General features: G+C 74.1%; 21 protein-coding genes and 1 pseudogene. 5 read left to right on the top strand and 17 right to left on the bottom strand.

Annotated features, from left to right (window positions below):
- Positions 1-242 precede the first annotated feature (242 nt).
- The 17 genes and pseudogenes from dapB to rimP form a co-directional block, all read right to left on the bottom strand.
- Positions 243-1,016, bottom strand: coding sequence for a 4-hydroxy-tetrahydrodipicolinate reductase (gene dapB / locus ACPFP2_RS23200; RefSeq protein WP_424091353.1), 774 nt, complete (start codon positions 1,014-1,016; stop codon positions 243-245).
- Positions 1,017-1,147: 131 nt separating this feature from the next.
- Positions 1,148-2,434 carry a M16 family metallopeptidase gene (locus ACPFP2_RS23195; RefSeq protein WP_424091351.1) on the bottom strand — a complete coding sequence of 429 codons (1,287 nt, stop codon included), beginning with the start codon at positions 2,432-2,434 and terminating at the stop codon, positions 1,148-1,150.
- Positions 2,435-2,655: 221 nt separating this feature from the next.
- Positions 2,656-5,043, bottom strand: coding sequence for a polyribonucleotide nucleotidyltransferase (locus tag ACPFP2_RS23190; RefSeq protein WP_424091349.1), 2,388 nt, complete (start codon positions 5,041-5,043; stop codon positions 2,656-2,658).
- A 219-nt stretch (positions 5,044-5,262) separates the two neighbouring features.
- Positions 5,263-5,532: a 30S ribosomal protein S15 gene (gene rpsO / locus ACPFP2_RS23185; protein WP_043962418.1), complete on the bottom strand. Its 270-nt coding sequence runs from the start codon at positions 5,530-5,532 to the stop codon at positions 5,263-5,265.
- Between the two features lie 195 nt (positions 5,533-5,727).
- Positions 5,728-6,657 carry a bifunctional riboflavin kinase/FAD synthetase gene (locus ACPFP2_RS23180; protein WP_424091346.1) on the bottom strand — a complete coding sequence of 310 codons (930 nt, stop codon included), beginning with the start codon at positions 6,655-6,657 and terminating at the stop codon, positions 5,728-5,730.
- Positions 6,658-6,706: 49 nt separating this feature from the next.
- Complete coding sequence (truB, locus tag ACPFP2_RS23175) at positions 6,707-7,591, bottom strand: tRNA pseudouridine(55) synthase TruB (RefSeq protein WP_424091345.1); 885 nt, start codon at positions 7,589-7,591, stop codon at positions 6,707-6,709.
- Between the two features lie 84 nt (positions 7,592-7,675).
- A pseudogene (locus ACPFP2_RS23170) lies at positions 7,676-8,991 on the bottom strand (MATE family efflux transporter).
- A 155-nt stretch (positions 8,992-9,146) separates the two neighbouring features.
- On the bottom strand, positions 9,147-9,659 hold the full coding sequence (locus ACPFP2_RS23165) for an AAA family ATPase (RefSeq protein WP_424091344.1): 513 nt from the start codon (positions 9,657-9,659) through the stop codon (positions 9,147-9,149).
- Between the two features lie 644 nt (positions 9,660-10,303).
- Entirely contained in the window at positions 10,304-10,513 is a 210-nt protein-coding gene (locus ACPFP2_RS23160) for a DUF6186 family protein (protein ID WP_424091414.1), read from the bottom strand.
- Complete coding sequence (locus ACPFP2_RS23155) at positions 10,513-10,920, bottom strand: hypothetical protein (protein WP_424091342.1); 408 nt, start codon at positions 10,918-10,920, stop codon at positions 10,513-10,515. The genes ACPFP2_RS23160 and ACPFP2_RS23155 overlap by 1 nt, the downstream gene beginning before the upstream one ends.
- 57 nt (positions 10,921-10,977) lie before the next feature.
- Positions 10,978-12,039: a DHH family phosphoesterase gene (locus ACPFP2_RS23150; protein ID WP_424091340.1), complete on the bottom strand. Its 1,062-nt coding sequence runs from the start codon at positions 12,037-12,039 to the stop codon at positions 10,978-10,980.
- Positions 12,036-12,512, bottom strand: coding sequence for a 30S ribosome-binding factor RbfA (rbfA, locus tag ACPFP2_RS23145; protein ID WP_424091338.1), 477 nt, complete (start codon positions 12,510-12,512; stop codon positions 12,036-12,038). Before rbfA ends, ACPFP2_RS23150 begins: the two co-directional genes overlap by 4 nt.
- Positions 12,513-12,784: 272 nt before the next feature.
- Positions 12,785-13,078 (bottom strand): DUF503 domain-containing protein, encoded by a 294-nt coding sequence (locus ACPFP2_RS23140; protein WP_424091336.1) that lies wholly within the window; start codon positions 13,076-13,078, stop codon positions 12,785-12,787.
- Positions 13,079-13,166: 88 nt separating this feature from the next.
- Positions 13,167-16,169, bottom strand: a complete 3,003-nt coding sequence (gene infB / locus ACPFP2_RS23135) for a translation initiation factor IF-2 (RefSeq protein ID WP_424091334.1) — start codon at positions 16,167-16,169, stop codon at positions 13,167-13,169.
- 93 nt (positions 16,170-16,262) lie between these two features.
- Complete coding sequence (locus ACPFP2_RS23130; RefSeq protein ID WP_091295659.1) at positions 16,263-16,595, bottom strand: YlxR family protein; 333 nt, start codon at positions 16,593-16,595, stop codon at positions 16,263-16,265.
- A 16-nt stretch (positions 16,596-16,611) separates the two neighbouring features.
- The gene (gene nusA / locus ACPFP2_RS23125) at positions 16,612-17,655 is read right to left on the bottom strand and encodes a transcription termination factor NusA (protein ID WP_424091331.1); all 1,044 of its coding nucleotides are present in this window, start codon (positions 17,653-17,655) and stop codon (positions 16,612-16,614) included.
- On the bottom strand, positions 17,652-18,350 hold the full coding sequence (rimP, locus tag ACPFP2_RS23120) for a ribosome maturation factor RimP (RefSeq protein ID WP_424091329.1): 699 nt from the start codon (positions 18,348-18,350) through the stop codon (positions 17,652-17,654). Before rimP ends, nusA begins: the two co-directional genes overlap by 4 nt.
- A gap of 232 nt (positions 18,351-18,582) precedes the next feature.
- Between rimP and ACPFP2_RS23115 the strand changes: the two genes are divergently transcribed.
- Genes ACPFP2_RS23115 through ACPFP2_RS23095 form a run of 5 tightly spaced genes read left to right on the top strand, consistent with a single transcriptional unit; the run spans position 18,583 to position 23,590 of the window.
- Positions 18,583-19,026, top strand: coding sequence for a hypothetical protein (locus tag ACPFP2_RS23115; RefSeq protein ID WP_424091412.1), 444 nt, complete (start codon positions 18,583-18,585; stop codon positions 19,024-19,026).
- Positions 19,023-19,472 carry a ferritin-like domain-containing protein gene (locus tag ACPFP2_RS23110; protein ID WP_424091327.1) on the top strand — a complete coding sequence of 150 codons (450 nt, stop codon included), beginning with the start codon at positions 19,023-19,025 and terminating at the stop codon, positions 19,470-19,472. Before ACPFP2_RS23115 ends, ACPFP2_RS23110 begins: the two co-directional genes overlap by 4 nt.
- A 58-nt stretch (positions 19,473-19,530) precedes the next feature.
- Positions 19,531-20,115 carry a PadR family transcriptional regulator gene (locus tag ACPFP2_RS23105; protein ID WP_424091325.1) on the top strand — a complete coding sequence of 195 codons (585 nt, stop codon included), beginning with the start codon at positions 19,531-19,533 and terminating at the stop codon, positions 20,113-20,115.
- A complete protein-coding gene (locus ACPFP2_RS23100) occupies positions 20,112-20,846 on the top strand; it encodes an ABC transporter ATP-binding protein (protein ID WP_424091323.1) in 735 nt (244 codons plus the stop codon). The genes ACPFP2_RS23105 and ACPFP2_RS23100 overlap by 4 nt, the downstream gene beginning before the upstream one ends.
- Positions 20,843-23,590, top strand: a complete 2,748-nt coding sequence (locus ACPFP2_RS23095; RefSeq protein WP_424091321.1) for an FtsX-like permease family protein — start codon at positions 20,843-20,845, stop codon at positions 23,588-23,590. The genes ACPFP2_RS23100 and ACPFP2_RS23095 overlap by 4 nt, the downstream gene beginning before the upstream one ends.
- Positions 23,591-23,641: the final 51 nt, after the last annotated feature.

Below are 23,641 nucleotides of genomic sequence, written 5' to 3'. Positions count from 1 at the left end.
ACCTGATCGCATCGATGGATCAGCGCCCGGGAAACGCCCTCGCCGACCGATCCATCCGTGCGATCAAGTCGGTAGCGCACAGACATGGGCCACCGCTTCCGGCGACCGCGACAGCCGGCAGGCAGAGCGACGGCGCGACCAGTCCCACGACGGGAGTAGCCCGGCCGACGCAGCACCGACCGACCGACGCGAGCAGCGTCACCGACAGCAGCGCCACCAGGGGCGAGCAGGGCGACGGCGGCTCAGTCCAGCAGCTCGTCGATGCCGATGGTGAGGCCCGGACGGTGCCGCACCGCGCGCACGGCCAGCAGCACGCCGGGCATGAACGAGGCCCGGTCGAACGAGTCGTGCCGGATGGTCAGCGTCTCGCCGGCGGTGCCGAAGAGCACCTCCTGGTGGGCGACCAGGCCGGTGGCGCGGACGGCGTGCACGCGTACCCCGTCGATGTCGGCGCCCCGCGCGCCCGGCACCTCGTCGGAGGTGGCGTCCGGGACGGGCCCGAGGCCGGCGGCGGCGCGCGCGGCGGCGATGCGGCGGGCCGTGTGCGTGGCGGTGCCGCTGGGGGCGTCCAGCTTGCGCGGGTGGTGCTGCTCGATGATCTCGACGCTCTCGAAGTGCCGGGCGGCCTTCGCGGCGAACTGCATCATCAGCACCGCGCCGATGCCGAAGTTGGGGGCGATCACCACGCCGACGCCGGGCTTGCGCTCCAGCCAGCCACGCACCCGCTCGATCCGCTGCTCGGTGAAGCCGGTCGTCCCGACCACCGCGCTGATGCCCTGGTCGATGCACCAGTGCAGGTTGTCCATGACGACGTCCGGCGTGGTGAAGTCGACGACCACCTCGGCGCCGGCGTCGGAGGCGTTGAACAGCCAGTCGCCCTGGTCGACCATCGCCACCAGGTCCATGTCCCCGGCCGCGTCGACCGCCTTGCACACCTCGACGCCCATCCGGCCCCGGGCACCCAGCACGCCGACCCGGATCGGCTCGTCCAGGCCCTTCTCCTGCTCGTCAGTCACGGGGCACAACCTATCCCAATCGGGACGCCCTCATCCGCCGGGATCACCCGCCGTCCCACCAACCGACGTCGCCCCGTCGCCACGGTCCGCCGGCGCCACGACGGCAGGCGGACCGGGAGGGGAGGCACCGGTCAGGCGGCGAAGTCCCGCTCGCCGAACGGGCCGACCACCGCGAGGGACATCGGCCGGCTGAGCAGCTCGGCGGCGAGGGAGTTGACGTCGTCGAGGGTGACCGCGTCGACCCGGGCGAGCAGCTCGTCCACCGGCATCAGGTCGCCGTAGAGCAACTCGCCCTTGGCCAGTCGGCTCATCCGCGAGCCGGTGTCCTCCAGCCCGAGCACGAACGAACCCTTGCTCATCCCCTTGCCGCGGGCCAGCTCGGCCTCGGTGATCCCGTCGGCGGCCACCCGGGCCAGCTCCGCGCGGGTCAGGTTCAGCACCTCGTCCACCTTGCCCGGCGCGCAGCCGGCGTAGACGGCGAACAGGCCGCTGTCGGCGTACTGGCTGGCGTAGGAGTAGACCGAGTACGCGAGACCGCGCTGCTCGCGGATCTCCTGGAACAGGCGGCTCGACATGCCGCCGCCGAGGACGTTGTTGAGCACGCCGAGGGCGAAGCGCCGGTCGTCGGTGCGGTCGATGCCGGGGCAGCCGAGGATGACGTGTGCCTGCTCGGTCTCCTTCGGCTCGACCAGGGTGGTGGCCGGCTTCGTGCGTACCGTCGGGGTGGCCGGGCGGTGCGCGGCCGGCGTCGCCGGGTCGGTGTCCAGCGGGGTGCCGCGCAGGGCCTGGCGGACCAGCTTGACCACGGCGGTGTGGTCGAGGTTGCCGGCGGCCGCGACGACGATCTGCGGGGCGGTGTAGCGGCGGCGGTAGAAGCTCTGGATCTGCCGCCGGGTCATCGGGGTGACCGTCTCCTCGGTGCCGGAGATCAGCCGGCCGAGCGGGTGGTCGCCGTAGACCGCGCGGGCGAAGAGGTCGTGCACCTCGTCGCCGGGCTCGTCGTCGTGCATGGCGATCTCTTCGAGGATGACGCCGCGCTCGGTCTCCACGTCGGCGGCTTCCAGCACCGAGTCGGCGACCAGGTCGCACATGACGTCGATGGCCAGCGGCAGGTCCTCGTCCAGCACGCGGGCGTAGTAGCAGGTGTATTCCTTGGTGGTGAAGGCGTTGGTCTCGCCGCCCACCGCCTCGATCTCGGAGGAGATCTCCAACGCGCTGCGCTTGTTCGTGCCCTTGAAGAGCAGGTGCTCCAGGAAGTGCGCGGCACCGGCCTGCGGACCGGTCTCGTCCCGGGAGCCGACCGCCACCCAGATGCCGAACGAGACGCTGCGCATCGCCGGGATCGCCTCGGTCAGCACGCGCAACCCGCTGGGCAGCACGGTACGGCGTACCGTGCCGCCGAGCGGGTCGTCACTCAACGTACGGGTGACCGCTCGGGCGGATCCACCGGCCCGCCCCGGCTGTGACCCGGTGACGTGCCGGACGGCGCCGGACGGCCCCGTCCCCTGTCGACCCGTGGGAAAGGACGAACGCCGGGCCCGACTCACGAAGACCTGCTCTCCATACGACGAGGGGATGAAGTGGTGCGGGATACGAACCGGCCGGGTGACGACCACGTCGTCACCCGGCCGGTCACCGATCAGCTGTGCCGGGTCCGGCGACGCGGGCGCTGCTCGCCGCCCTCGCCACCCTCGCCGCCGCCCTGGCTGCGCTCGCCACGCTCCGGGGCACGAGCACCCCGGTCGCCGCCACGCTCGCCCCGGTCGCCACGGTCACGCGGACCCCGGTCGCCGCCACGGCCGGCCGGACGCTCGCCACCGGCGGCCTCGCCGGCGGCCGGCGCCTCGGCGCCCTCCGGGCGGACCTTGTCCAGGTAGATCTTGCCGCGGGCGTCGATGTCGGCGATCTCCACCTCGACCTTGTCGCCGACGTTGAGGAAGTCCTCGACCCGCTCGACCCGCTTGCCGTCGCCCACCTTGGAGATGTGCAGCAGGCCGTCACGGCCCGGCAGCAGCGAGATGAACGCGCCGAACGCGGCCGTCTTGACCACCGTGCCGAGGAACCGCTCGCCGGCCTTGGGCAGGGTCGGGTTCGCGATCCCGTTGATCCGGTCCACCGCCGCCTGGGCCGACGGACCGTTGGTGGCGCCGACGTAGATCGTGCCGTCGTCCTCGATGGAGATCTCGGCGCCGGTCTCGTCCTGGATGGCGTTGATGGTCTGGCCCTTCGGGCCGATCACCATGCCGATCTTGTCGACCGGGATCTTGACGGTGGTGACCCGCGGCGCGTAGTCCGACATCGCGGCCGGTCCCTCGATCGCCGACTGCATCACGCCGAGGATGGCCTGCCGGGCCTCGTTGGCCTGCTGGAGCGCGGCGGCCAGCACGTCCGACGGGATGCCGTCGAGCTTGGTGTCGAGCTGCAGCGCGGTGACGAACTCCGGCGTGCCGGCGACCTTGAAGTCCATGTCACCGAACGCGTCCTCGGCGCCGAGGATGTCGGTCAGCGTCACGTACTGGGTCTTGCCGTCCACCTCGTCGGAGATGAGGCCCATGGCGATGCCGGCCACCGGGGCCTTGAGCGGCACGCCGGCGGAGAGCAGCGCCAGGGTGGAGGCGCAGACCGAACCCATCGAGGTCGAGCCGTTCGAGCCGAGCGCCTCGGAGACCTGCCGGATGGCGTACGGGAACTCCTCGCGCGCCGGCAGCACCGGAATCAGCGCACGCTCGGCGAGTGCGCCGTGCCCGATCTCGCGCCGCTTCGGCGAGCCGACCCGGCCGGTCTCACCGGTCGAGTAGGGCGGGAAGTTGTAGTTGTGCATGTAGCGCTTGGACTTCTCCGGGGAGAGGGTGTCCAGCGACTGCTCCATGCGCAGCATGTTCAGCGTGGTGACGCCCAGGATCTGGGTCTCGCCGCGCTCGAACAGCGCCGAGCCGTGCACCCGGGGCAGCACGCCGACCTCGGCGGTCAGCGGCCGGATGTCGCGCGGGCCGCGGCCGTCGATGCGGACCTGCTCGCGCAGCACCCGGTTGCGGACCTCGGACTTGGTCAGCGAGCGGAATGCGGCGCTGACCTCCTTCTCGCGGCCCTCGAAGCGCGGGTTCAGCTCCTCCTGCACGCGGGCCTTGACCCGGTCCAGGGCCTCCTCGCGGTCCGCCTTGCCGGCGATCTGGAGGGCCTCGGCGACCTCGGCGCGGGCCAGCTCGGCGACGGCGTCGTAGACGTCGTCCTGGTAGTCCAGGAAGACCGGGAACTCGGTGACCGGCTTGGCGGCGACCTCGGCCAGCTCGCTCTGCGCGCGGCACAGCTCACGGATCGCCGGCTTGGCGGCCTCCAGGCCGCTGGCCACGATCTCCTCGGTCGGCGCGGTCGCGCCACCGGCGATCAGGGCCACGGCGTTCGGCGTCGCCTCGGCCTCGACCATCATGATCGCGACGTCGCCGTCCGGCAGCGCACGGCCGGCCACGACCATGTCGAAGGTGGCCCGGGCCAGCTCCTCCAGGGTCGGGAAGGCCACCCACTGGCCGTCGATGTGCGCCACCCGGGTCGCCCCGATCGGGCCGGAGAACGGCAGGCCGGAGAGCTTGGTCGACATCGAGGCGGCGTTGATCGCCACGACGTCGTACGGGTGCTGCGGGTCGAGCGCGAGGACGGTCTCGACGACCTGGACCTCGTTGCGCAGGCCCTTGACGAACGACGGGCGCAGCGGCCGGTCGATCAGTCGGCAGGTGAGGATGGCGTCCTCGCTGGGACGACCCTCGCGGCGGAAGAACGAGCCGGGGATGCGGCCCGCGGCGTACATCCGCTCCTCGACGTCGACGGTCAGCGGGAAGAAGTCGAACTGCTCCTTCGGGTGCTTACCGGCGGTGGTGGCGGAGAGGACGACCGTCTCGCCGAGCTGGGCGATGACGGAGCCGGCGGCCTGGCGGGCCAGGCGGCCGGTGGAGAACGTGATCTCACGGGTGCCGAAGGACCCGTTGTCGATCACGGCGGTGCGGGATTCGGTGCCGAGGTTGGTCTCGGTCATGTGCTGTGGTGCTCCTTCGCGTCGTGGGCCCACGACACCGGAGCTGCTCAGACGGCCGGTCTTCGATCGAAGCGCCCGGGTGGCCGGCATGATGCCGGGGTGCCCGGAGGCCACTACCGGAGACCGGTACGCTGACCGGCTCCCTGTCGGGTGGTCGCGCGGCCCTTTCTTCTTTAATACCGGAACGGGGGAGCGGCCGCAGGCCACTCCCCCGTCACGTCATCGGCGCAGGCCGAGCCGCTCGATGAGCGACCGGTAGCGGTTGATGTCCTTCTTCTGGACGTAGTTGAGCAGCCGACGGCGACGGCCGACCAGCAGCAGCAGCCCACGGCGGCTGTGGTGGTCGTGCTTGTGCACCTTCAGGTGCTCGGTGAGCTCGGCGATCCGCTTGGTGAGGACCGCGACCTGCACCTCCGGCGAACCGGTGTCGCCCTCGGCGGTCGCGTACTCCGCGCGGATCTTGGCCTTGGCTTCCTGGTCGAGCGCCATGTTCTCCCTGTTTCGTGGGTTGTTCGATGATGTCCGTCGGACCGGTCAGGGACCGGGAGACGGACCGGTTCCTCGCACCCGCGGCGTCGTGCAGGCACGCGAGGCCCCACGTCGGTCAGCCGACGTCCCCGCCAGACTACCAGCCCACGGCGCGAGCACCCGGTCAAGGGCGGCGAGGCGGCCGTGGGAGCGCGCTCAACCGAGCACCCGGCGGGTCCGCTCGACGTCCTCGGCGATCTGGGCCAGCAACGGCTCTATCGCGTCGTACTTGCGCTGTTCACGCAGGTGGGCGACGAAGTCCAGGGCGAGCCGCTCGCCGTACAGGTCGCCGGAGAAGTCCAGCGCGTACGCCTCGACCCGCCGCTCCCGGCCGGAGAAGGTCGGGTTGGTGCCGACCGACACGGCCGCCGCGATCGGCTCCGGATGGCCCCGACGGATCAGCCGGGCGGCGTACACGCCGTCGGCGGGGACCGCCGTGTACCGGTGGGTCAACAGGTTGGCGGTGGGGTAACCCAGCTCACGTCCGCGCTGGTCGCCGCGGACCACCACACCCTCGACCCGGTGCGGGCGGCCGAGGGCGGCGGCCGCCGCGGCCACGTCACCCGCGGCGACGCAGGCGCGGATGTACGTCGAGGAGAAGACGGTGCCCGCCTCGGCGACCAGCGGCGCACCCTCCACGGCGAAGCCGAAGGCCCGACCCAGCCGCTCCAGCAGGGCCACGTCACCGGCCGCCCGGTGCCCGAAGCGGAAGTTGTCCCCGACCACGACCAGCGTGGCGTGCAGGTGCTCGACCAGGATGTCGTGCACGAACGCCTCGGCGGGCAGCCGGGAGAACTCCGGGGTGAACGGCACCACGCAGAGCGCGTCGACGCCGAGCGCCTCGATCAGTTCGGCCTTGCGGGCGGGCTCGGTCAGCACCGCGGGGTGCGAGCCGGGGCGCACCACCTCGGCCGGGTGCGGGTCGAAGGTGACCACCACCGACCGTACGCCCAGCTCCCGGGCCCGGGCCACGGCGTGGCCGATGGTCGCCTGGTGCCCCTTGTGCACGCCGTCGAAGACGCCGATGGTGACGACCGAGCGCCCCCACCCGCCGGGCGCCGCGTCGTACCCCCGCCACCGCTGCATGTCTCTCCTCCCCGCCGGCCGACGACCGGCCGGCGACCACCCGTGGCTGTCAGGCCGGGGCGAGCACGATCTCCGCGCGGGCCCGGCCGTCCCGCTCGCTGACGATAGCGATGACGCCGCCGTCGGGGCCGAACACGGCGTACGGTCCGGCGATGCCGGCCGCGTCGAGGGGCCCGCCGTGGGAGAGCACCTTCGCCTCGTCGGCGTTGGCGTCCCGGCGCGGGAAGTACCGGTCGGCGGCGGCGTCGAGCGGCAGGTTGACCACGTCGGGCGCGCGCTGTTCCAGCTCGTCCAGGGTGGCGGCCTCGGCGAGGGTGAAGTTCCCCACCGCGGTGCGGCGCAGCGCGGTGAGGTGCCCGCCCACCCCGAGCGCCAGGCCGGCGTCGCGGGCGACGGCCCGGATGTACGTCCCGGACGAGCAGGTCACGTCGATGTCGACGTCCACCACGTCGGGGGTGTCCCGGCGTACGGCGAGGACGTCGAGGCGGGAGATGGTGACCCGGCGGGCGGGCAGCTCGACGCTCTCCCCCTCGCGCACCCGCTTGTACGCCCGCTGCCCGTCGATCTTGATGGCGCTGACCGCGCTCGGCACCTGGTCGATCTCGCCGCGTTGCGCGGCGAACGCCTGGCCGACCGAGGCGTCGGTGAGCTGCCCGGCCGGGGTCGTGGCGATCACGTCGCCCTCGGCGTCGTCGGTGACCGTGGCCTGCCCGAGCCGGACCGTCGCCGTGTAGCTCTTGCCGGCGCCGATGACGTACGTGAGCAGCCGCGTCGCCCGGCCCACCCCGATCACCAGCACGCCGGTGGCCATCGGGTCGAGGGTGCCGCCGTGCCCCACCCGCCGGGTCTTCGCCAGCCGGCGGATCCGCGCCACCACGTCGTGCGACGTCATGCCGCCGGGCTTGTCCACCACGATCAGACCGTCAGTGCTCACGACCGCCAAGCCTGCCAGACGGGGTCGCGCCGGCCACCACCGGTGCGCCCGGGGGGCGAAGGTTGTCGCGCCAGGCGTGAGGGGTCAGCGGACCGCGCCGACCACCGCCCACCCGCCGGAGCGCAGCCGCAGCAGCAGGGCGGCCAGCCGGAGCACCACGAACAGGGTGAGCCCGGCCCAGATGCCGCCGAGCCCGAGGTCCAGCCCGTAGGCGAGCCAGATCGCCGGCAGGAAGCCGCCGAGCGCGGCCACGATGGTCAGGTTGCGCAGGTAGCGCACGTCCCCCGCGCCGATCAGCACCCCGTCGAGGGCGAACACCACTCCCGCGAGGGGCTGCATCGCCACGAACCAGGGCCAGGCGACCATCGCCTGCTCCCGTACCTGCGGGTCGGAGCTGAACCAGGACGGCACCACGTCGGCGCCGGCGGCGATCAGCACCGCGAAGCCGACGCCGCAGACGCCGCCGAGCAGCGCGAAGCGGCGCGCGAGGGCGCGCGCCCCGGCGGCGTCTCCCGCGCCGAGCGCGGCGCCGATGAGCGCCTGGGCGGCGATGGCGAGGGCGTCGAGGACGAGGGCGGTGAAGAACCAGAGTTGCAGCGCGATCTGGTGGGCGCCGACGGCGGCGGCACCGAAGCGGGCCGCGACCGCGGTGGCGGAGAGGAAGCTCGCCTGGAACGCCAGGCCCCGGACCAGCAGGTCGCGGCTGAGCACCAACTGCTGGCGGATCAGTCGGGGCCGGGGTCGCAGCGACACCCGCTCGCGTACCAGTGCCGCGGCGAACAGCCCGCCGGAGATGGTCTGGGCGACCGCGTTGGCCACCGCCGAGCCGACCAGGCCGAGCCCGGCCGGGTAGACCAGCAGCGGGCAGAGCAGCGCGGAGAGCAGGTTCGGCGCGAGCACGAAGAGCAGGGGGCGGCGGGTGTCCTGGATGCCGCGCAGCCAGCCGTTGCCGGCGGCGGCGACCAGCAGGCCGGGGGCGCCGAGCGCCGCGATCCGCAGCCACTGCGCGGCCGCGCCGGCCACGTCGTCCCCACCACCGGCGAGGGTACGCGCCAGCGCCCCGCTGCCGATCTGCATGCCGAGCGCCACCAGCACGCCGACCGCGAGGGCGAGCCAGGACGCCTGGACCCCTCGGCCAGCGCCGCCGCCCGGTCGCCGGAGCCGAAGCGCCGGGCCGCCCGGCCGGTGATCCCGTACGCCAGCACGGTGCCGAGCCACGCGGTCAGTGTCATGACGGTGCCGCCCACCGCGAGCGCGGCCAGCGGCACCCGGCCGAGGTGCCCGACCACGGCCGTGTCGACCAGCACGTAGAGCGGTTCGGCGGCGAGCACGACCAGGGCGGGCAGGGCGAGGGCGGCGATTCGGCGCGGGGGCGCCGCCGCGGTGGCGGACTGACTCATCGCCGCCGATCCTGGCACACCACCTGTAAGGCCCGCAACAGCCAGCGGAGCTTACATTGGGCTGATGGCGGGCGACCTGCGCCCCCCGCCTCGGGCCGCCGTGCCCGTCGGCACCGTAGGAGTGCCGCGCCGGCGTCCGACGGGCGGGGCCGGGCTCAGGCGACGGGAAGGGATGCGAACCAGCGGTCGGCCTGCCGCCGACTGCGCAGTCGCACCACCGGCAGCACCGGGGCGTGCGCGGCGACCGCCGCGAGGACCCGCGGGCGGGAACGCCAGGGGTAGCGCGGAACGTAGCGGAGGAAGTCCAGATCGAGCCGTTCGGGGCAGCCGTCCGGGAGGTCGGGCCGGCCGGCGGCGCGGGGATCCCAGCGGCGACGGACGACCCGGGCGAGGCAGAGCGGCCAGGGCGGGTCGACCAGGACGAGCAGGTCGGCCCGGGGCAGTCGGAGATCGAGGGTGCCGGCGTAGTTGCCGTCCATCACCCAGTGTTGCCGGGCGGCCGGCGTGGCCACCTCGGTCCGGAAGTCCGCGGGGTCGGGGGCGATCCAGCCGGGACGCCAGTAGTGCCGGTCGAGGTGGATCAGCGGAAGGGCGAGCCGGTGGGAGACCGCCCGCGCGAGCGTGGTCTTGCCGGCTCCGGAGTTGCCGACGATCAGGATCCTGCGCACCGCCCGAGGCTACTGCGGGGGCAGTCCTGGTGGACGGCGCCGAGGTACCCGGCCGGGCTCGCCGGAACAGGCATCGAGAGCAGGCCGGGCGAAGGGCGGTGACGTCGTCGACGCGGACGTCGGCGGCGTCACCGCCGGTCGGCCTGGGTCACTGACGGGTGTCCATCGAGGTCTGCAGGGCGCGCCGCATCTGCTCGCGCGCCTCGTCGGTGGTCTCGGTCTTGGGCTTGCCGGCCATGGAGTGCCCCTTCCAGGGTGTGGGCCATCACGGCGATGGCCCGACGGGCGGTCCTGCTGAGCGCCGGGCAGCGGTCCGGGGTCACCGGAGCGGCTCGCCTGGCAGCGTGAGCCCGGGTCGATCGACCCTGGGGGGAGGCAGCGCCTGGTGTGGCCCCACCGCCCATGACCAGCACCGAAGCGCCGGCCCGCTCCCAAATTAACGTTCACTTTCCACATGCTGCCCACTGTTCCCGCCATCTGGACACCATGGATGACCTGCGTCTGATCGGTATCAGCCGGACGTCACGGCGGGCGGGCGCAGGGGCACCGACACGGTGCAGGAAGGTGCGGGATCGCCTGGCCGCCCGCCATGGGCCGGTGCGGTCAGGCGAGCGCGGCCGACCGGGAGCGGCCGGCGGGGGCGGTCAGCGGGCCAGGAAGTGCCAACCCAGCCACCACCAGAAGCCGAAGACCCCGATCCGCCCCACCGGCACCGGCCCGACCTCGTACCGCATCACGTAGGCGCAGACGTCGGCGAGCGACGGCACCCGCGAATCCGGACGGCGGGCCAGCCACTCCAGCACGGCCAGGAGCAGCAGCGCGGCCAGGAAGCCCGCGATGGCGACCGTCCGCATCATCGCCGCACCAGGCCCCAGAAGGCGGCCAGCCAGCCGAACCAGGCGGCGGAGCGCACCAGCTCGTCCTCCAGGAACGGATCGGCCAGCCGGGAGAAGGTGGGGAAGTCGTCGCCGGCCGACAGCACGAACGTCGCGCCCTCCAGGACACCGAAGACGGCCACCGGCAGCACCCACCAGACGGCGCCCCGGCCGAGCCGGACCGGGGCGGGACGCCGGGGCACCCGGTTACCGAGCCCCAGCCAGATCAGGGCGCCACCGGTGCCCAGGATCCAGAGGTTGGCCTGCGTCGAGAAGGAGGGCAGCTGCCCGCCGACCAGGGAGAGACAGGCCAGCACCGGCACGGTGACGACCGGACGGTCCCAGGCGCGCGGCGCCTCGACGGTCAGGTCGCGGGGCTGCTCCATCCTCCGATTCTGCCCGCGCTCACCCGGCACGGAAAGGCCGACACTCCCCGCCGGAGATCACGAACCGGTCAGCGCGCCGTCCAGCTCGGCCCGGATCCGGCCGAGCACCTCCTCCGCGTCACCGCGCCCGGTGAACCCGGCGGCGAACCGGTGACCCCCGCCGCCCAGCGTGATCGCCACCTGGCTGACGTCGACCGCGCCCTTGCTCCGCATGGAGACCGCCCATTCGCCGGCCCCGACCTGCTTGAGCACACAGGCCACGTCGGCCTCGGCGGTGCACCGGACGGAATCGATCAGGGACTCCAGCACGTACGGCGGCTGCTCGTGCCGGGCCAGATCGTCCAGGGTCGCGTACGTCCAGACCAGCCCGCGCCCGGCGGCGGCCGCCCGGTCCAGGCGGGCCCGGCCCAGCACCTCGCCGAAGAGCCGCACCGCGCCGAACGGCCGGGTGTCGAAGACCCGGCGGGAGATGTCGCCCGGCCGGATGCCGGTGGCGAGCAGCCGGGCGGCGAGCTGGTGCACGGCAGGCGTGGTCGCCTCGAAGCGGAACGACCCGGTGTCGGTGGTCAGCGCGACGTAGAGACACGTGGCGGTGTCCGCGTCCAGCGGCACGTCGAGCCGGGCCAGCAGTTCCTCGGCGACGACCGAGGTGGCCGCGGCCCGCGGGTCCACCAGGTGGATGCGTCCGAACCCGGTGTTCGAGGCGTGGTGGTCCAGCACCAGCGCCTCGCCGGCGGTGTCGAGCCGGTCCACCAGCTCACCCAGCCGCGACTCGCTCGCCGCGTCGAAGCACACCACCAGGTCGGGATCGGGGTACGCCTCGACCGCCGGCACCAGCAGGTCGTCGAGGCCGGGCAGCCAACGCAGCGGCTCGGGCACCTCCGGCGGGCCGGGGAAGGTCGCCTGGAGCCGTCGTACGCCCAACCGGCGCAGCCCGAGCCCGAAGCCGAGCATGCTGCCCAGCGCGTCGCCGTCGGGGTTGACGTGGCAGATCAGCAGTACCCGGGCGTCGGTCGGCAGCCGGCGTACCGCCGCGACCGCGGCGGCCCAGTCGTCCTCGGTCGGGCCGGTGGACGCCGATGCGGAGAGCAGGCCGCCGGCCGCGCCCGGGGCGGTCACCGCCGGTCCGAGGCGGGCGGGGTGTCCTCGTCGTCGGAGTCGAGGTCGTCGGAGTCCTCGTCGACCCGGTACGGCTGGGCCTCACCGGCGTACCGGGCTTTGGCGGCCAGCCGCTGCACCTCGGCGTCGGCGTGGCGGGCCTGGGCGAGCAGGTCGTCGATGTGCTTGACCTGGTCCTGCACGTCGTCGAGGACGAAGGTCAGGGTCGGCGAGTGCCGCAGCCCGAGCGCCTTGCCGACGGTGCTGCGCAGCATGCCGTTGGCGCTCTCCAACGCGGCGGCGGTGCTGGCCTGGGCGGCCGCGTCACCGAGCACGGTGTAGAAGACCGTGGCGTCCCGCAGGTCGGCGGTGATCCGGGCGTCGGTGATGGTGATCATCCCGAGCCGGGGGTCCTTGATCTGGCTCCGCACCACCGACGCGACCAGTTCACGGATGCGCTCCGCGTGCCGGCGTACCTTGGCCGGATCCGTCATCTCCCCCACCTCCAGGGCATCCTGCTCCCGGCCGGCACGACGGCGCGGGGCACCGCCGGGCCCGACCGCCCAACACCTCGAACACTACCCGCGCGCCGCCGCCGGTCGCGCGCCGCCGCCGGTGGCGCGAACCACGCGAACCTTCCCGGCCGGTCCTGCCCGCCACCACCCCCGTGATCAAGAGGTTTGCGGCTGCGACACGCCGTGCCGCGGACGCAAACCTCTTGATCGACAACAGCAGGGGCGGGGCGCCGGGGACGACACGGGATCGGTCAGTCGTCCTCGCCGTGGAGGCGGCGGCGGACCGACAGCAGCTCGGCCTCGGGGCGCGCGGCCACCAGGCGCTCGCAGGAGTCCAGCACCTCGCGGACGTGCGACGCCTCGGCAGCCACCACGGCCACCCCGATCTGGGCCCGACCGTGCAGGTCGAGCGCTCCCACCTCGGCGGCCGACACCTCGAAGCGGCGCAGCGCCGCCACGATCGGCCGTACATATGATCTCTTGGCCTTGAGCGACCGGGAGTCGCCCGGCAGCAGCAGGTCGAAGACCGCGGTTCCGGTGAACATCGCCCCGGACATTACGGTCACTCCCTGACATGATCAAGGGGTTTACGCCGTTCGGCGTAAACCCCTTGATCACTGTGTCAGCACCGGATCAGGCGCGCGGCTTCTCCCGCATCTCGAAGGTCTCGATGATGTCGCCGACCTGGACGTTGTTGTAACCGCCCAGCGTCAGACCACACTCGAAGCCCTCGCGGACCTCCGTCGCGTCGTCCTTGAACCGCTTGAGGGAGCTGATCGTGAGGTTGTCCGCCACGACCGACCCGTCCCGCAGCAGCCGCGCCTTGGCGTTGCGGCGGATGATGCCGGACCGGACGATACAGCCGGAGATGTTGCCGACCTTGGACGAGCGGAAGACGTCGCGGATCTCCGCGCTGCCCAGCTCGACCTCCTCGTACTCCGGCTTGAGCAGACCCTTGAGCGCGGCGTCGATCTCCTCGATGGCCTGGTAGATGACCGTGTAGTACCGGATCTCCACGCCCTCGCGGTCGGCGATCTCGCGGACCTTGTTGGCGGCCCGCACGTTGAAGCCGATGATCGTGACCGCCTCGGACGAGGCGCTCGCGAGCATGACGTCGCTCTCGGTGATCGCACCCACGCCCCGGTGGATGATCCGAAGCTGGACCTCCTCCGGGATGTCGAGGTTGAACAGCGCGTCCTCGAGGGCCTCCACCGAACCGGAGACGTCGCCCTTGAGCACCAGGTTGAGCGAGGTCTTCTCGCCCTCCTTGAGCTGCTCCATGAGCGTCTCGAGAGTCGCCCGGCCACGGGAGTTGGCGAAGGACGCCGCCCGTCGCCGCGCCTGCCGCTGCTCGGCGATCTGGCGCACCGTGCGGTCGTCCGCGGCGGCCAGGAAGGTGTCACCCGCACCCGGCACCGCGGTCAGACCGAGCACCAGGACCGGACGGGCCGGACCGGCCTCGGCGACCTGGTTGCCGTTCTCGTCGAGCATCGCCCGGACCCGGCCGTGCGCCCCACCGGCGACGATCGAGTCGCCCGCCCGCAGGGTGCCCTTCTGCACCAGCACCGTCGCCACCGCACCACGACCCTTGTCCAGGTGCGCCTCGATGGCCACACCCTGCGCCGGCCCGTCGATCGGAGCGGTCAGCTCCAGCGACGCGTCGGCGGTGAGCAGGACCGCCTCGAGCAGGTCGTCGATGCCGATGCCCGGCTTCGCCGCCACGTTGACGAACATGGTCTCGCCGCCGTACTCCTCGGCGACCAGGCCGTACTCGGTCAGCTGCTGGCGGACCTTGTCCGGGTTCGCCTCCGGCTTGTCGACCTTGTTGACCGCGACCACGATCGGCACGTCGGCCGCCTTGGCGTGGTTGAGCGCCTCGATGGTCTGCGGCATCACGCCGTCGTCCGCCGCGACGACCAGCACCACGATGTCGGTGACCTGGGCACCACGGGCACGCATGGCGGTGAACGCCTCGTGACCCGGGGTGTCGATGAAGGTCACCGCGCGGTCCTCGCCCTCGTGCGGCACGTGGACCTGGTACGCGCCGATGTGCTGGGTGATGCCACCCGCCTCGCCGGCCACCACGTTCGCCTTGCGGATCGCGTCGAGCAGCTTGGTCTTACCGTGGTCGACGTGACCCATGACGGTCACCACCGGCGCACGGCTGACCAGCCGGTCCTCCGCGACCTCGGCGTCGAGGTCGATGTTGAACTGCGCGAGCAGCTCGCGGTCCTCGTCCTCCGGGCTGACGATCTGCACGTCGAAGCCGAGGTGCTCACCCAGCAGCAGCAGGGTGTCGTCGGAGCAGGACTGGGTCGCGGTGACCATCTCGCCCAGGTTGAACATCTCCTGGACCAGCGAACCCGGGTTGGCGTTGATCTTGTCGGCAAAGTCCGACAGCGAGGCGCCACGGGAGAGCCGGACGACCTGACCCTGACCCCGGGGAGCACCCGAGCTCATGGTCGGAGCCGACAGGTTGTCGAACTCCTGTCTGCGCTGCTTCTTGGACTTGCGGCCACGGGTCGGCCGACCACCCGGACGCCCGAAGGCACCCGCGGCGCCGCCGCCACGGCCACGACCGCCACCACCGGGACGACCGCCGCCACCGGCCGGAGCGCCCGGACGGAACCCGCCGCCCGGAGCACCGCCGCCGCCACCGGGGCCGCCACGGTAGCCACCGCCACCGGCGCCGCCACCGGGACCGCCGCGGAAGCCACCGCCACCGGCGCCGCCACCGGGACCGCCGCGGAAGCCACCGCCACCGCCGCCGGGACGACCAGCGCCGCCACCGGGTCCGCCACGACCGCCACCGGGGCCGCCGGGGCGACCCGTGGTGGGCCGCTGGCTCGGCATCGAGGCCGGGCTGGGCCGCGGCGGCATGGAGGCCGGGCTGGGCCGCGGCGGCATGCCCGCCGGGCTGGGACGGGGACCGCCGGCACCGGCGGCCGGGGGCCGCTGCTGCTGGCCGCCCTGGATGCCGAACGGGTTGTTGCCGGCGCCGCGCGCCGGCGGACGGCCACCCGGACGGGCGTTCGGGCCCGGGGCCGGCGCGCCGGGACGACCGGCGGCCTGGGAACCCGGACGGGGCGGCATCGCGCCCGGACCCGGACGCGGGCCGGGACGCGGGCCACCCTCGGTCGGGGGCTCGCGCCGGACGTTCTCGCGCTGCTGCTGGCGGGCGGCCTGAGCGGCCTTGACCGCGGCCTCCTGCTCAGCCTTCAGCGCGGCGGCGCGCGCCTCGGCGGCCGCCACCTCGATGTCGTGGGCGCTCGCCGGCTTGGCGACCGGGGTCACCGGCTGCGGCGGGCCGGGAACGGGGCCCTTGGGCTTCGGCCCGGGGGTCGGCGCGGCCGGCCGCCGGGGCGGCATCGGCTTGGCCGAGACCCGGGGGGCGCCCGGGGCCGGGGACGGCGTCGGGGTCGGTGCCGGGCTCGGGGCGGCCGCCGGAGGGGCGGACGGCGCCGAGTTGCCGGCGGACGCGACGAATGCGCCACGCAGCCGTCGGGCGACGGGCGCCTCGACGGTGCTGGACGCGGACTTCACGAACTCGCCCATCTCCTTGAGTTTGGCGAGAACGGTCTTGCTTTCGACCCCGAGCTCTTTTGCCAGCTCGTGTACGCGGGCCTTACCTGCCACTGCACTCCTCACTCCGAGGTCGTGCGGGCAGCACCCGCAGCGACCTCACTCGTGCACTTGAAGCCTGGTCATTTCAGGGACTTCATCGTGTGCTCATGTCGGTCGTCCTACCCTGCTAGCGACCCTCGCCCGGTCGGGTTGACCGGACGTAGTGGTTGGCGCATCGATGTACTCCGCGACGGCGCCGTGGTCAGGGACCCCGGTGAGGCGCAGCGCACGCCCGAAGGCGCGACGCCGCACCGCCTGCGCGAAGCAGGCCGGATCCGGGTGCATGTTCGCTCCCCGACCCGGCAGCCTGCGGGTCGGATCGGGCCGGAGACTGAGATCAGCCCCGTCGCCGACCGCGACGATCCGCAGCAATTCGCTGGCCGGCGCACGTCGCCGGCAACCCACACAGGTGCGCTCCGGCTGCGCGCGTCGTACCACTGGAAGAAGTCTACCCCTAGCTGGCCGAGATCGCGCCGCCCGGCTCCGGGACGTGATCAGCTCCGCCCCGGCCACCCGCCCCGGCCTGCTCCGCGTCGGACCGGATGTCGATCCGCCAACCGGTCAACCGGGCAGCAAGCCGGGCATTCTGCCCCTCCCGCCCGATGGCGAGCGAGAGCTGGAAGTCCGGCACGGTCACCCGGGCCGTCCGGGTGGCCAGGTCGACCACCTCGACGCGCAGCGCCTTGGCCGGCGACAACGCGTTGCCGACGAACGTCGCCGGGTCGTCCGACCAGTCGATGATGTCGATCTTCTCACCGTGCAGCTCGCTCATCACCGCGCGCACCCGCTGGCCCATCGGCCCGATGCAGGCGCCCTTGGCGTTGACGCCCTGGGCGTTGGAGCGGACCGCGATCTTCGTGCGGTGACCCGCCTCACGGGCGATCGCGCCGATCTCGACGGTGCCGTCGGCGATCTCCGGCACCTCCAGCGCGAAGAGCTTCTTCACCAGCGCCGGATGCGAGCGGGAGAGAGTGATCTGCGGGCCGCGCATCCCCTTGGCCACGTGCACCACGACGCAGCGGATCCGCTCACCGTGCTCGTACCGCTCGCCGGGCACCTGCTCGGACTGCGGCAGCACGCCCTCCAGCTTGCCCAGGTCGACGCTGACGATGCCCTTCTCCCGACGGGTCTCGTGCGCCTGCACCACGCCGGTGACCAGGTCACCGTCGCGGCCGACGTACTCGCCGAAGTGCACCTCGTCGGTGGCCTCCCGCAGTCGCTGGAGGATCACCTGCTTGGCGGTCATCGCGGCGATCCGGCCGAAGTCGTGCGGGGTGTCGTCCCACTCCCGCACCACGGTGCCGTCGTCGTCCATCTCCTGGGCGTAGACCAGGGCGGCCCCGTTCTTACGGTCGATCTCCACCCGGGCGTGCGGTTCGGCGCCCTCGGTGTGCCGGTAGGCGGTCAGCAGCGCGGTCTCGATCGCCGCGAGGATCGTGTCGAACGGGATCTCCCGCTCGCGCTCGAGTGCGCGCAGCGCCGCGAGGTCGATGTTCACCTCTCCTCGTCCTCCACATCATCTTCGTCGTCGATGTCGTCGATGTCCTCGCCGTCCTCGTCGGCGCCGTCGAGCTCGTCCGCCTCGTCGATCTCGTCGAGGCGGTTGAACTCGACCTGCACCCGGCCGGGGCCCAGCTCGGTGTACGTGTGCTCGGTGCGGCCGGAATCGGTCTCCAGCGCCACCCGCTCGTCGTCGGCCGCCACCACCCGGCCGGTGACCTGACGGTCCCCGGCGGGCTGCTCCGGCGCCGCCGCGCCCCGCACGGTCACCTTGACCAGCCGGCCGACGTTGCGTCGCCAGTGCCGGGGCAGGGTGAGCGGCCGGTCCACGCCCGGCGAGCTGACCTCGAGCTGGTACTCCCCCGCCACGATGTCGCCGCCGGCCTCCTCGGCCGCGTCCAGCGCCGCCGACACCGCGCGGGAGACGTCCGCGACGGCGTCCAGGTTGATCCCGCCGTCGGCGTCCACGATCACGCGGACGACGTGCCGGCGGCCGGCCCGGGAGACCGACAGGTCCTCCAGGTCGTACCCCTCGCGGGTGACCACGGGTTCGATGACCTCGCGCAGCCGGGCACGCCGCGCGGCGAGGTCCGTCCGGGGTGCGCCCACGCGGTCCCCGCCCCGGGAGCCGTCGGTACGACGGGATCGCCCCGCCGGTCCCGTCGGCCTGGTGGCACGGCCACGCTGCGTCATCTGCGCACCCTTCTCCTGTTTTCGGCGGCGGTCCGGGCGGCCGCCACGCCGGCACGCCACCGGGGCGGTCGCGCCGGTGGCTGCGCAGAGCGTAACGCGCCGCCGGGGTGGTGGACCGAGCGGCGCACCGACGGCGGTCACCCACCTGACCGCGCCGATGGTGTTGACTTGTCCGGTGGCGACGGGCAGATGGACCGCGAACGACGGTGGACCGGGACGAACCCGGCGCGCCCTGCTGCGTACCGGGGCGCTGCTGGCGGTGGGCGGCACGACCGCGCCGCTGACCGGCTGTGATCTTTTCGACGGCGACGAGCCCCCGCCCCCGCCCGATCCACTGGAGCCCCTCGCCGCCGAGGCCCGTGAGCTGGCCGCCCGGCACCGGGCCGCGATCGCCGCCGACCCGGGGCTGGCGGCCCGGCTCACCCCGATCGCCGACGCGCACGCGGCGCACGCCGACGAGATCCATCGGCTGATCGGCCGGCCGGCGCCGTCCGGGTCGCCCGGCCCGCAGCCCTCGGCCGGAAACCCCGACGGGCTGCTCGCCGCGCTCCGGGAGGCGGAGCAGCGGGGCCGCAGGGCCGCCGCGAAGGCGTGCACGGAGGCGCCGGGCGACCGGGCCGCCCTGCTCGGCTCGATCACCGCCGCCCGGGCCACCCACGTGGAGGCGCTGACGTGACCCGACGGCAGGCTCCGACCGATGCCGGCCAGGCGCTCGCCGACGCGCTGGCCGCCGAGTACGCGGCGATCTTCGCCTACGGCCCGATCGGGGTACGGCTGACCGACGCCGCCCGGCGGGACGCCCGCGCCGCCGAGGCGGCCCACCGCGCCCGCCGGGACGCGCTGGTGCTCCAGCTCACCAGCGGTGGTGGTCGGGTCCCGGCGGACAGGGCCGGCTACGCGCTGCCCTATCCGGTCACCGACCGGGCCGCCGCGCTGCGGCTGGCGGTCGAGGTCGAGGAGCGGACGGCCGCGTACTGGCGGGCGGTGCTGCCGGTGACCACCGGCGCGGACCGTACCCGCGCGTTGAACGCGTTGACCGACTGCGCGGTCCGGGCCGCCCGGTGGCGGCGGGCGGCCGGTGTCGACCCGGTCACCGTGGCCTTCCCCGGCCGGCCCGGCTGAGCGGGGCCGACACCGCTGCGGTTGCGCTCCGCATACGGGGTATGCATACTCCGTTGCCATGTCCATCCGCCACGGCCTGCTCGCCCTGCTCGAGCGTGGCCAGATGTACGGCTACCAGCTGCGTGCCGCGTTCGAGGAGTCGACCGGCTCGACCTGGCCGCTGAACATCGGGCAGGTCTACACCACCCTCAACCGCCTCGAACGCGACGGGCTGGTGCGCCCGCTGCCGGAGCACGAGGGCGGGCAGCGGCCGTACGAGATCACCGACGCCGGGCGGGCGGACCTGGCGCTGTGGTTCGCCACCCCGATCAGCCGCGCCGACCGTCCCCGTGACGAGCTGTCGATCAAGTTGGCCCTCGCGCTGACCACGCCCGGCGTCGACGTGCGGGCGGTGGTGCAGACCCAGCGCAGCGCGACAATGCGCACCCTGCAGGAGCTGACCCGGCTCAAGTACGCCAGCGACAAGCCGGAGGACCTGCCCTGGCGGCTGGTGCTGGACGCGATGGTGTTCCAGGCCGAGGCGGAGATCCGCTGGCTGGACCACTGCGAGACGAGCCTGGTCCGCTACCGTCCCGCTCCGCCCCCCGGCCGCGCCACCCGTCCGGGGGCGGTGGACCGGGCCGACGAGGAGGCCCGCCGGTGAGCGGGTCCGACGTCCCGGTGCTCGACCTGCGGGACGTCCACCGCACCCACGGCGGCGGCGAGGCCGCCGTGCACGCGCTGCGCGGGGTCAGCCTCACCGTCCGACCCGGCGAGCTGGTCGCCGTGATGGGCCCCTCCGGCTCCGGCAAGTCCACCCTGCTCACCCTGGCCGGCGGGCTGGACAGCCCGACCGTCGGCGAGGTGGTCGTCGAGGGGCAGCCGCTCGGCACGCTCGACCACCGCGACCTCGCCCGGCTGCGGCGCCGGCGGATCGGCTACGTCTTCCAGGACCTCAACCTGCTGGGCAGCCTCACCGCCGCGGAGAACGTGGCCCTCCCCCTCGAACTCGACGGGGTGGGCGTACGGCCGGCCCGTCGGGCGGCGCTCGCCGCCCTCGAGGAGGTCGGCCTGACCGGGTTGGGCGAGCGCTTCCCCGACCAGATGTCCGGCGGTCAGCAGCAACGGGTGGCGATCGCCCGCGCGCTGGTCGGCGAGCGGCGGCTGGTGCTGGCCGACGAGCCGACCGGGGCGCTGGACTCGCAGACCGGCGAGGCGGTGCTGCACCTGCTGCGCCGCCGGGTCGACGCGGGCGCGGCCGGGGTGCTGGTCACCCACGAGGCGCGGCACGCCGGCTGGGCCGACCGGGTGGTCTTCCTCCGCGACGGGATCATGGTCGACTCGACCGCGCCGCTGCCCGGCGTCGAGCAGCTGCTCTCCGGCAGCGGCAGGTGAGGCACCCGGACGGGATCCGGCGCACCGGGCGGATCGCCGAGGCGGTCGGTTCGTGGCGGGCCGCGCTGCGGATCGCCCGACGGGAGGCGCGCCGGGCACGCCGGCGTACCGCGCTGGTGCTGGCGATGATCGCCCTGCCGGTGCTGGCGTTGAGCTTCGTCGCGGCCAGCTACGACATGTCCACCCTCACCCGCGCCGAGCGGCTCGAACAGCGCATCGGCACCGCCGACGTCGAGCTGCGCTGGGTCTCGGAGGTCCCGGTCGTCCAGGACGCCTGGGGCGAGAGCGTGTACCCGGCCGACGGCGTGGACCGGCCCCGGACCCGCCCGGTGACGGCCGGCGAACTCACCGCCCTGCTGCCACCCGGCAGCCGGGTCGCCCCGGTGCGCTGGTGGACACCCTTCGAGGTGCGGGTCGGCGACGGGCTCGTGGCGCTCACCGGTCGGGTGCTGGACCTCACCGACCCCGTCGCGGGCGCCACGGCCCGGCTGCACGCGGGCCGGGTGCCCGAGCGGCCGGACGAGGTGGCCGTGAGCAAGGCGGCGCTGCGCGACCTCGACGTCGACCCGGGCGGGGTGGTCACCCTGGCCGACGGGTCACGTGCGTACCGCGTGGTCGGGGTGGTGGAGTTCCCGGACGACCTGGGCGCGACCGCCGCGCTGCTCCCCGGCGCGATGCCTGCGCCGCCGGCCGGCACCTCGGACGAGAGCTGGCTGGTGGACCTGCCCGCCCCGGTGGACGCCGCGCTGACCGCCCGGCTCAACGCACGGGGGATCACCGTCTCCGCGCGTACCCCGGTGCCCGGCGCGACGGCGGTCCCGGACGCCAACCTCCCCGACGCCCTGGTCTCCGATCCCGAGGGGACGGGCAGCGCGGTGCTGGTCGGCGGGCTCGGCCTGCTGGAGGTGGTGCTCCTGGTCGGACCGGCCTTCGCGGTCGGCGTCCGGCGGCGACGCCGCGACCTCGCGCTGGTCGCGGTCGCCGGCGGCGACGCGGTGCACCTGCGCCGGATCGTGCTCGCCGACGGAGTGGTGCTGGGCGGCGTCGGGGCGGCCCTCGGCGTGCTGCTCGGCGTCGCCCTGGCCCTCGCCGGCCGGCCGCTGGTCGAGGAGTACGTCATGGAGACCCGGTTCGGCGGGTACCGGGTCTTCCCGGCGGCGCTGGCGACGATCGCGGCGGTCGCGGTGCTGGCCGGGGTGCTGGCCGCGCTCGCCCCCGCCTGGACGGCCGCCCGGCAGGACGTGGTGGCCGGGCTGGCCGGGCGGCGGACGGTGCCGCCGCACCGCCGGCGCTGGCTGGTCCTCGGCGTGACGCTGACCGTCCTGGGCACCGCGACCGCCGCCCTGGGGGCGCATCGCGGCACGCCGCTCGTGATCCTCACCGGGCTGGTCCTCGGCGAGCTGGGCCTGGTCTTCGCCACGCCCACCCTGGTCGGCCTGCTGGCCCGGACGGGACGGCTGCTGCCACTGGCGCCCCGGATCGCGCTGCGCGACGCCAGCCGCAACCGCTCCTCCGCCGCCCCGGCGATCTCGGCGGTGATGGCGGCGGTCGCCGGCAGCGTGGCCGTCGGCGCCTGGGTGGCCAGCGACGACGCCCGGAGCCGGGCGGCCTGGCAGCCCGGCGTGCCGCCCGGCCACGTGATGCTGTACCGGGCCGGCTCGGCCGAGGCGGGTGACCTGCCGCCGCTGCCGCCGGTCGCCGAACGGATCCGCGGCGTGCTGGCGGCCGACTCGGTCGCCCGGATCGACGTACCGGTCTGCGCCCGGCCGCAGCGGGCCGACGAGCAGTGCACGGTCCACGCGGTGCTGCCACCCGAGCAGGTGTGCCCGTTCGAGGTCGAGGCGTTCCAGGCGGCCGAGGTCCGCCGACGGGCGCAGGCCGACCCGCGGTGCCGCTCGACGCCGGAACCCACCGGCGTCTCCCTGCCGGTCCTGGTCGACGACGGATCCGTCCTGCCCGCCCTCACCGACGCGCCGGCGGAGGAGGTGGCCCGGGCGACCGCCGTGCTGCGGGCCGGCGGCGCGGTGGTCACCGACCCGCGCCGGGTCCGCGACGGCACGGTGACGGTGGCGATGAGCCGGGTCGCCGAGGGCCCGGATCCGCCGGTGACGACCACCGCCGCGCTCCCCGGGTACGTGCTGCGCGGTGGCCTGCCGGTGGACCGGCTGGTGCTGTCCGCCCCCGCCGCCACCCGGCTCGGCCTGGCCGTCGAGCCGCTGGGGTACGCGGTCGAGACCCATGCCGTGCCGACGGCGTCGCAGCAGCGGCGGCTCGCCGCCGACCTGCGTCCGCTGGCCCCGTTCTGGGTCGAGGTGGACACCGGCCCGACCGATTCCGGCCAGCGACCACTGCTGTTGCTGCTGGCCGCCGGCGCCGGGATCATCACCCTGGGGGCCGCCGGGGTCGCCACCGGGCTCGCCGCCGCGGAGGGCCGCCGGGACCTGTCCACCCTGGCCGCCGTGGGGGCCAGTCCCCGGATGCGCCGGGTCCTCTCGCTCTGTCAGGCCGGGGTGATCGCGGGGCTCGGCTCGGTGCTGGGCATCCTGGCCGGCCTCGGCTCGACGGTGGTCATCCTGACCTCGGTCAACCGGCAGTACGCCGACTCCTGGCCGGTCCAGACGCCGTACCCGCTCGTGGTGCCCTGGCTGACCCTGGGCGTGCTGGTGTTCGTGCCGCTGGTGGCGATGCTCGGCGCGGGCCTGTTCACCCGGTCCCGGTTGGCCGTGGAACGCCGGCTGGACTGACCACGTCGTCGACCGGCCGTCCGGAGGGTGCCGCGCGAGCCGTCGAATTGG

It is taken from the genome of Micromonospora citrea (assembly GCF_049629545.1).
Lineage (GTDB): Bacteria > Actinomycetota > Actinomycetes > Mycobacteriales > Micromonosporaceae > Micromonospora > Micromonospora citrea_A.
This window is presented reverse-complemented; position numbering and strand designations above follow the sequence as displayed.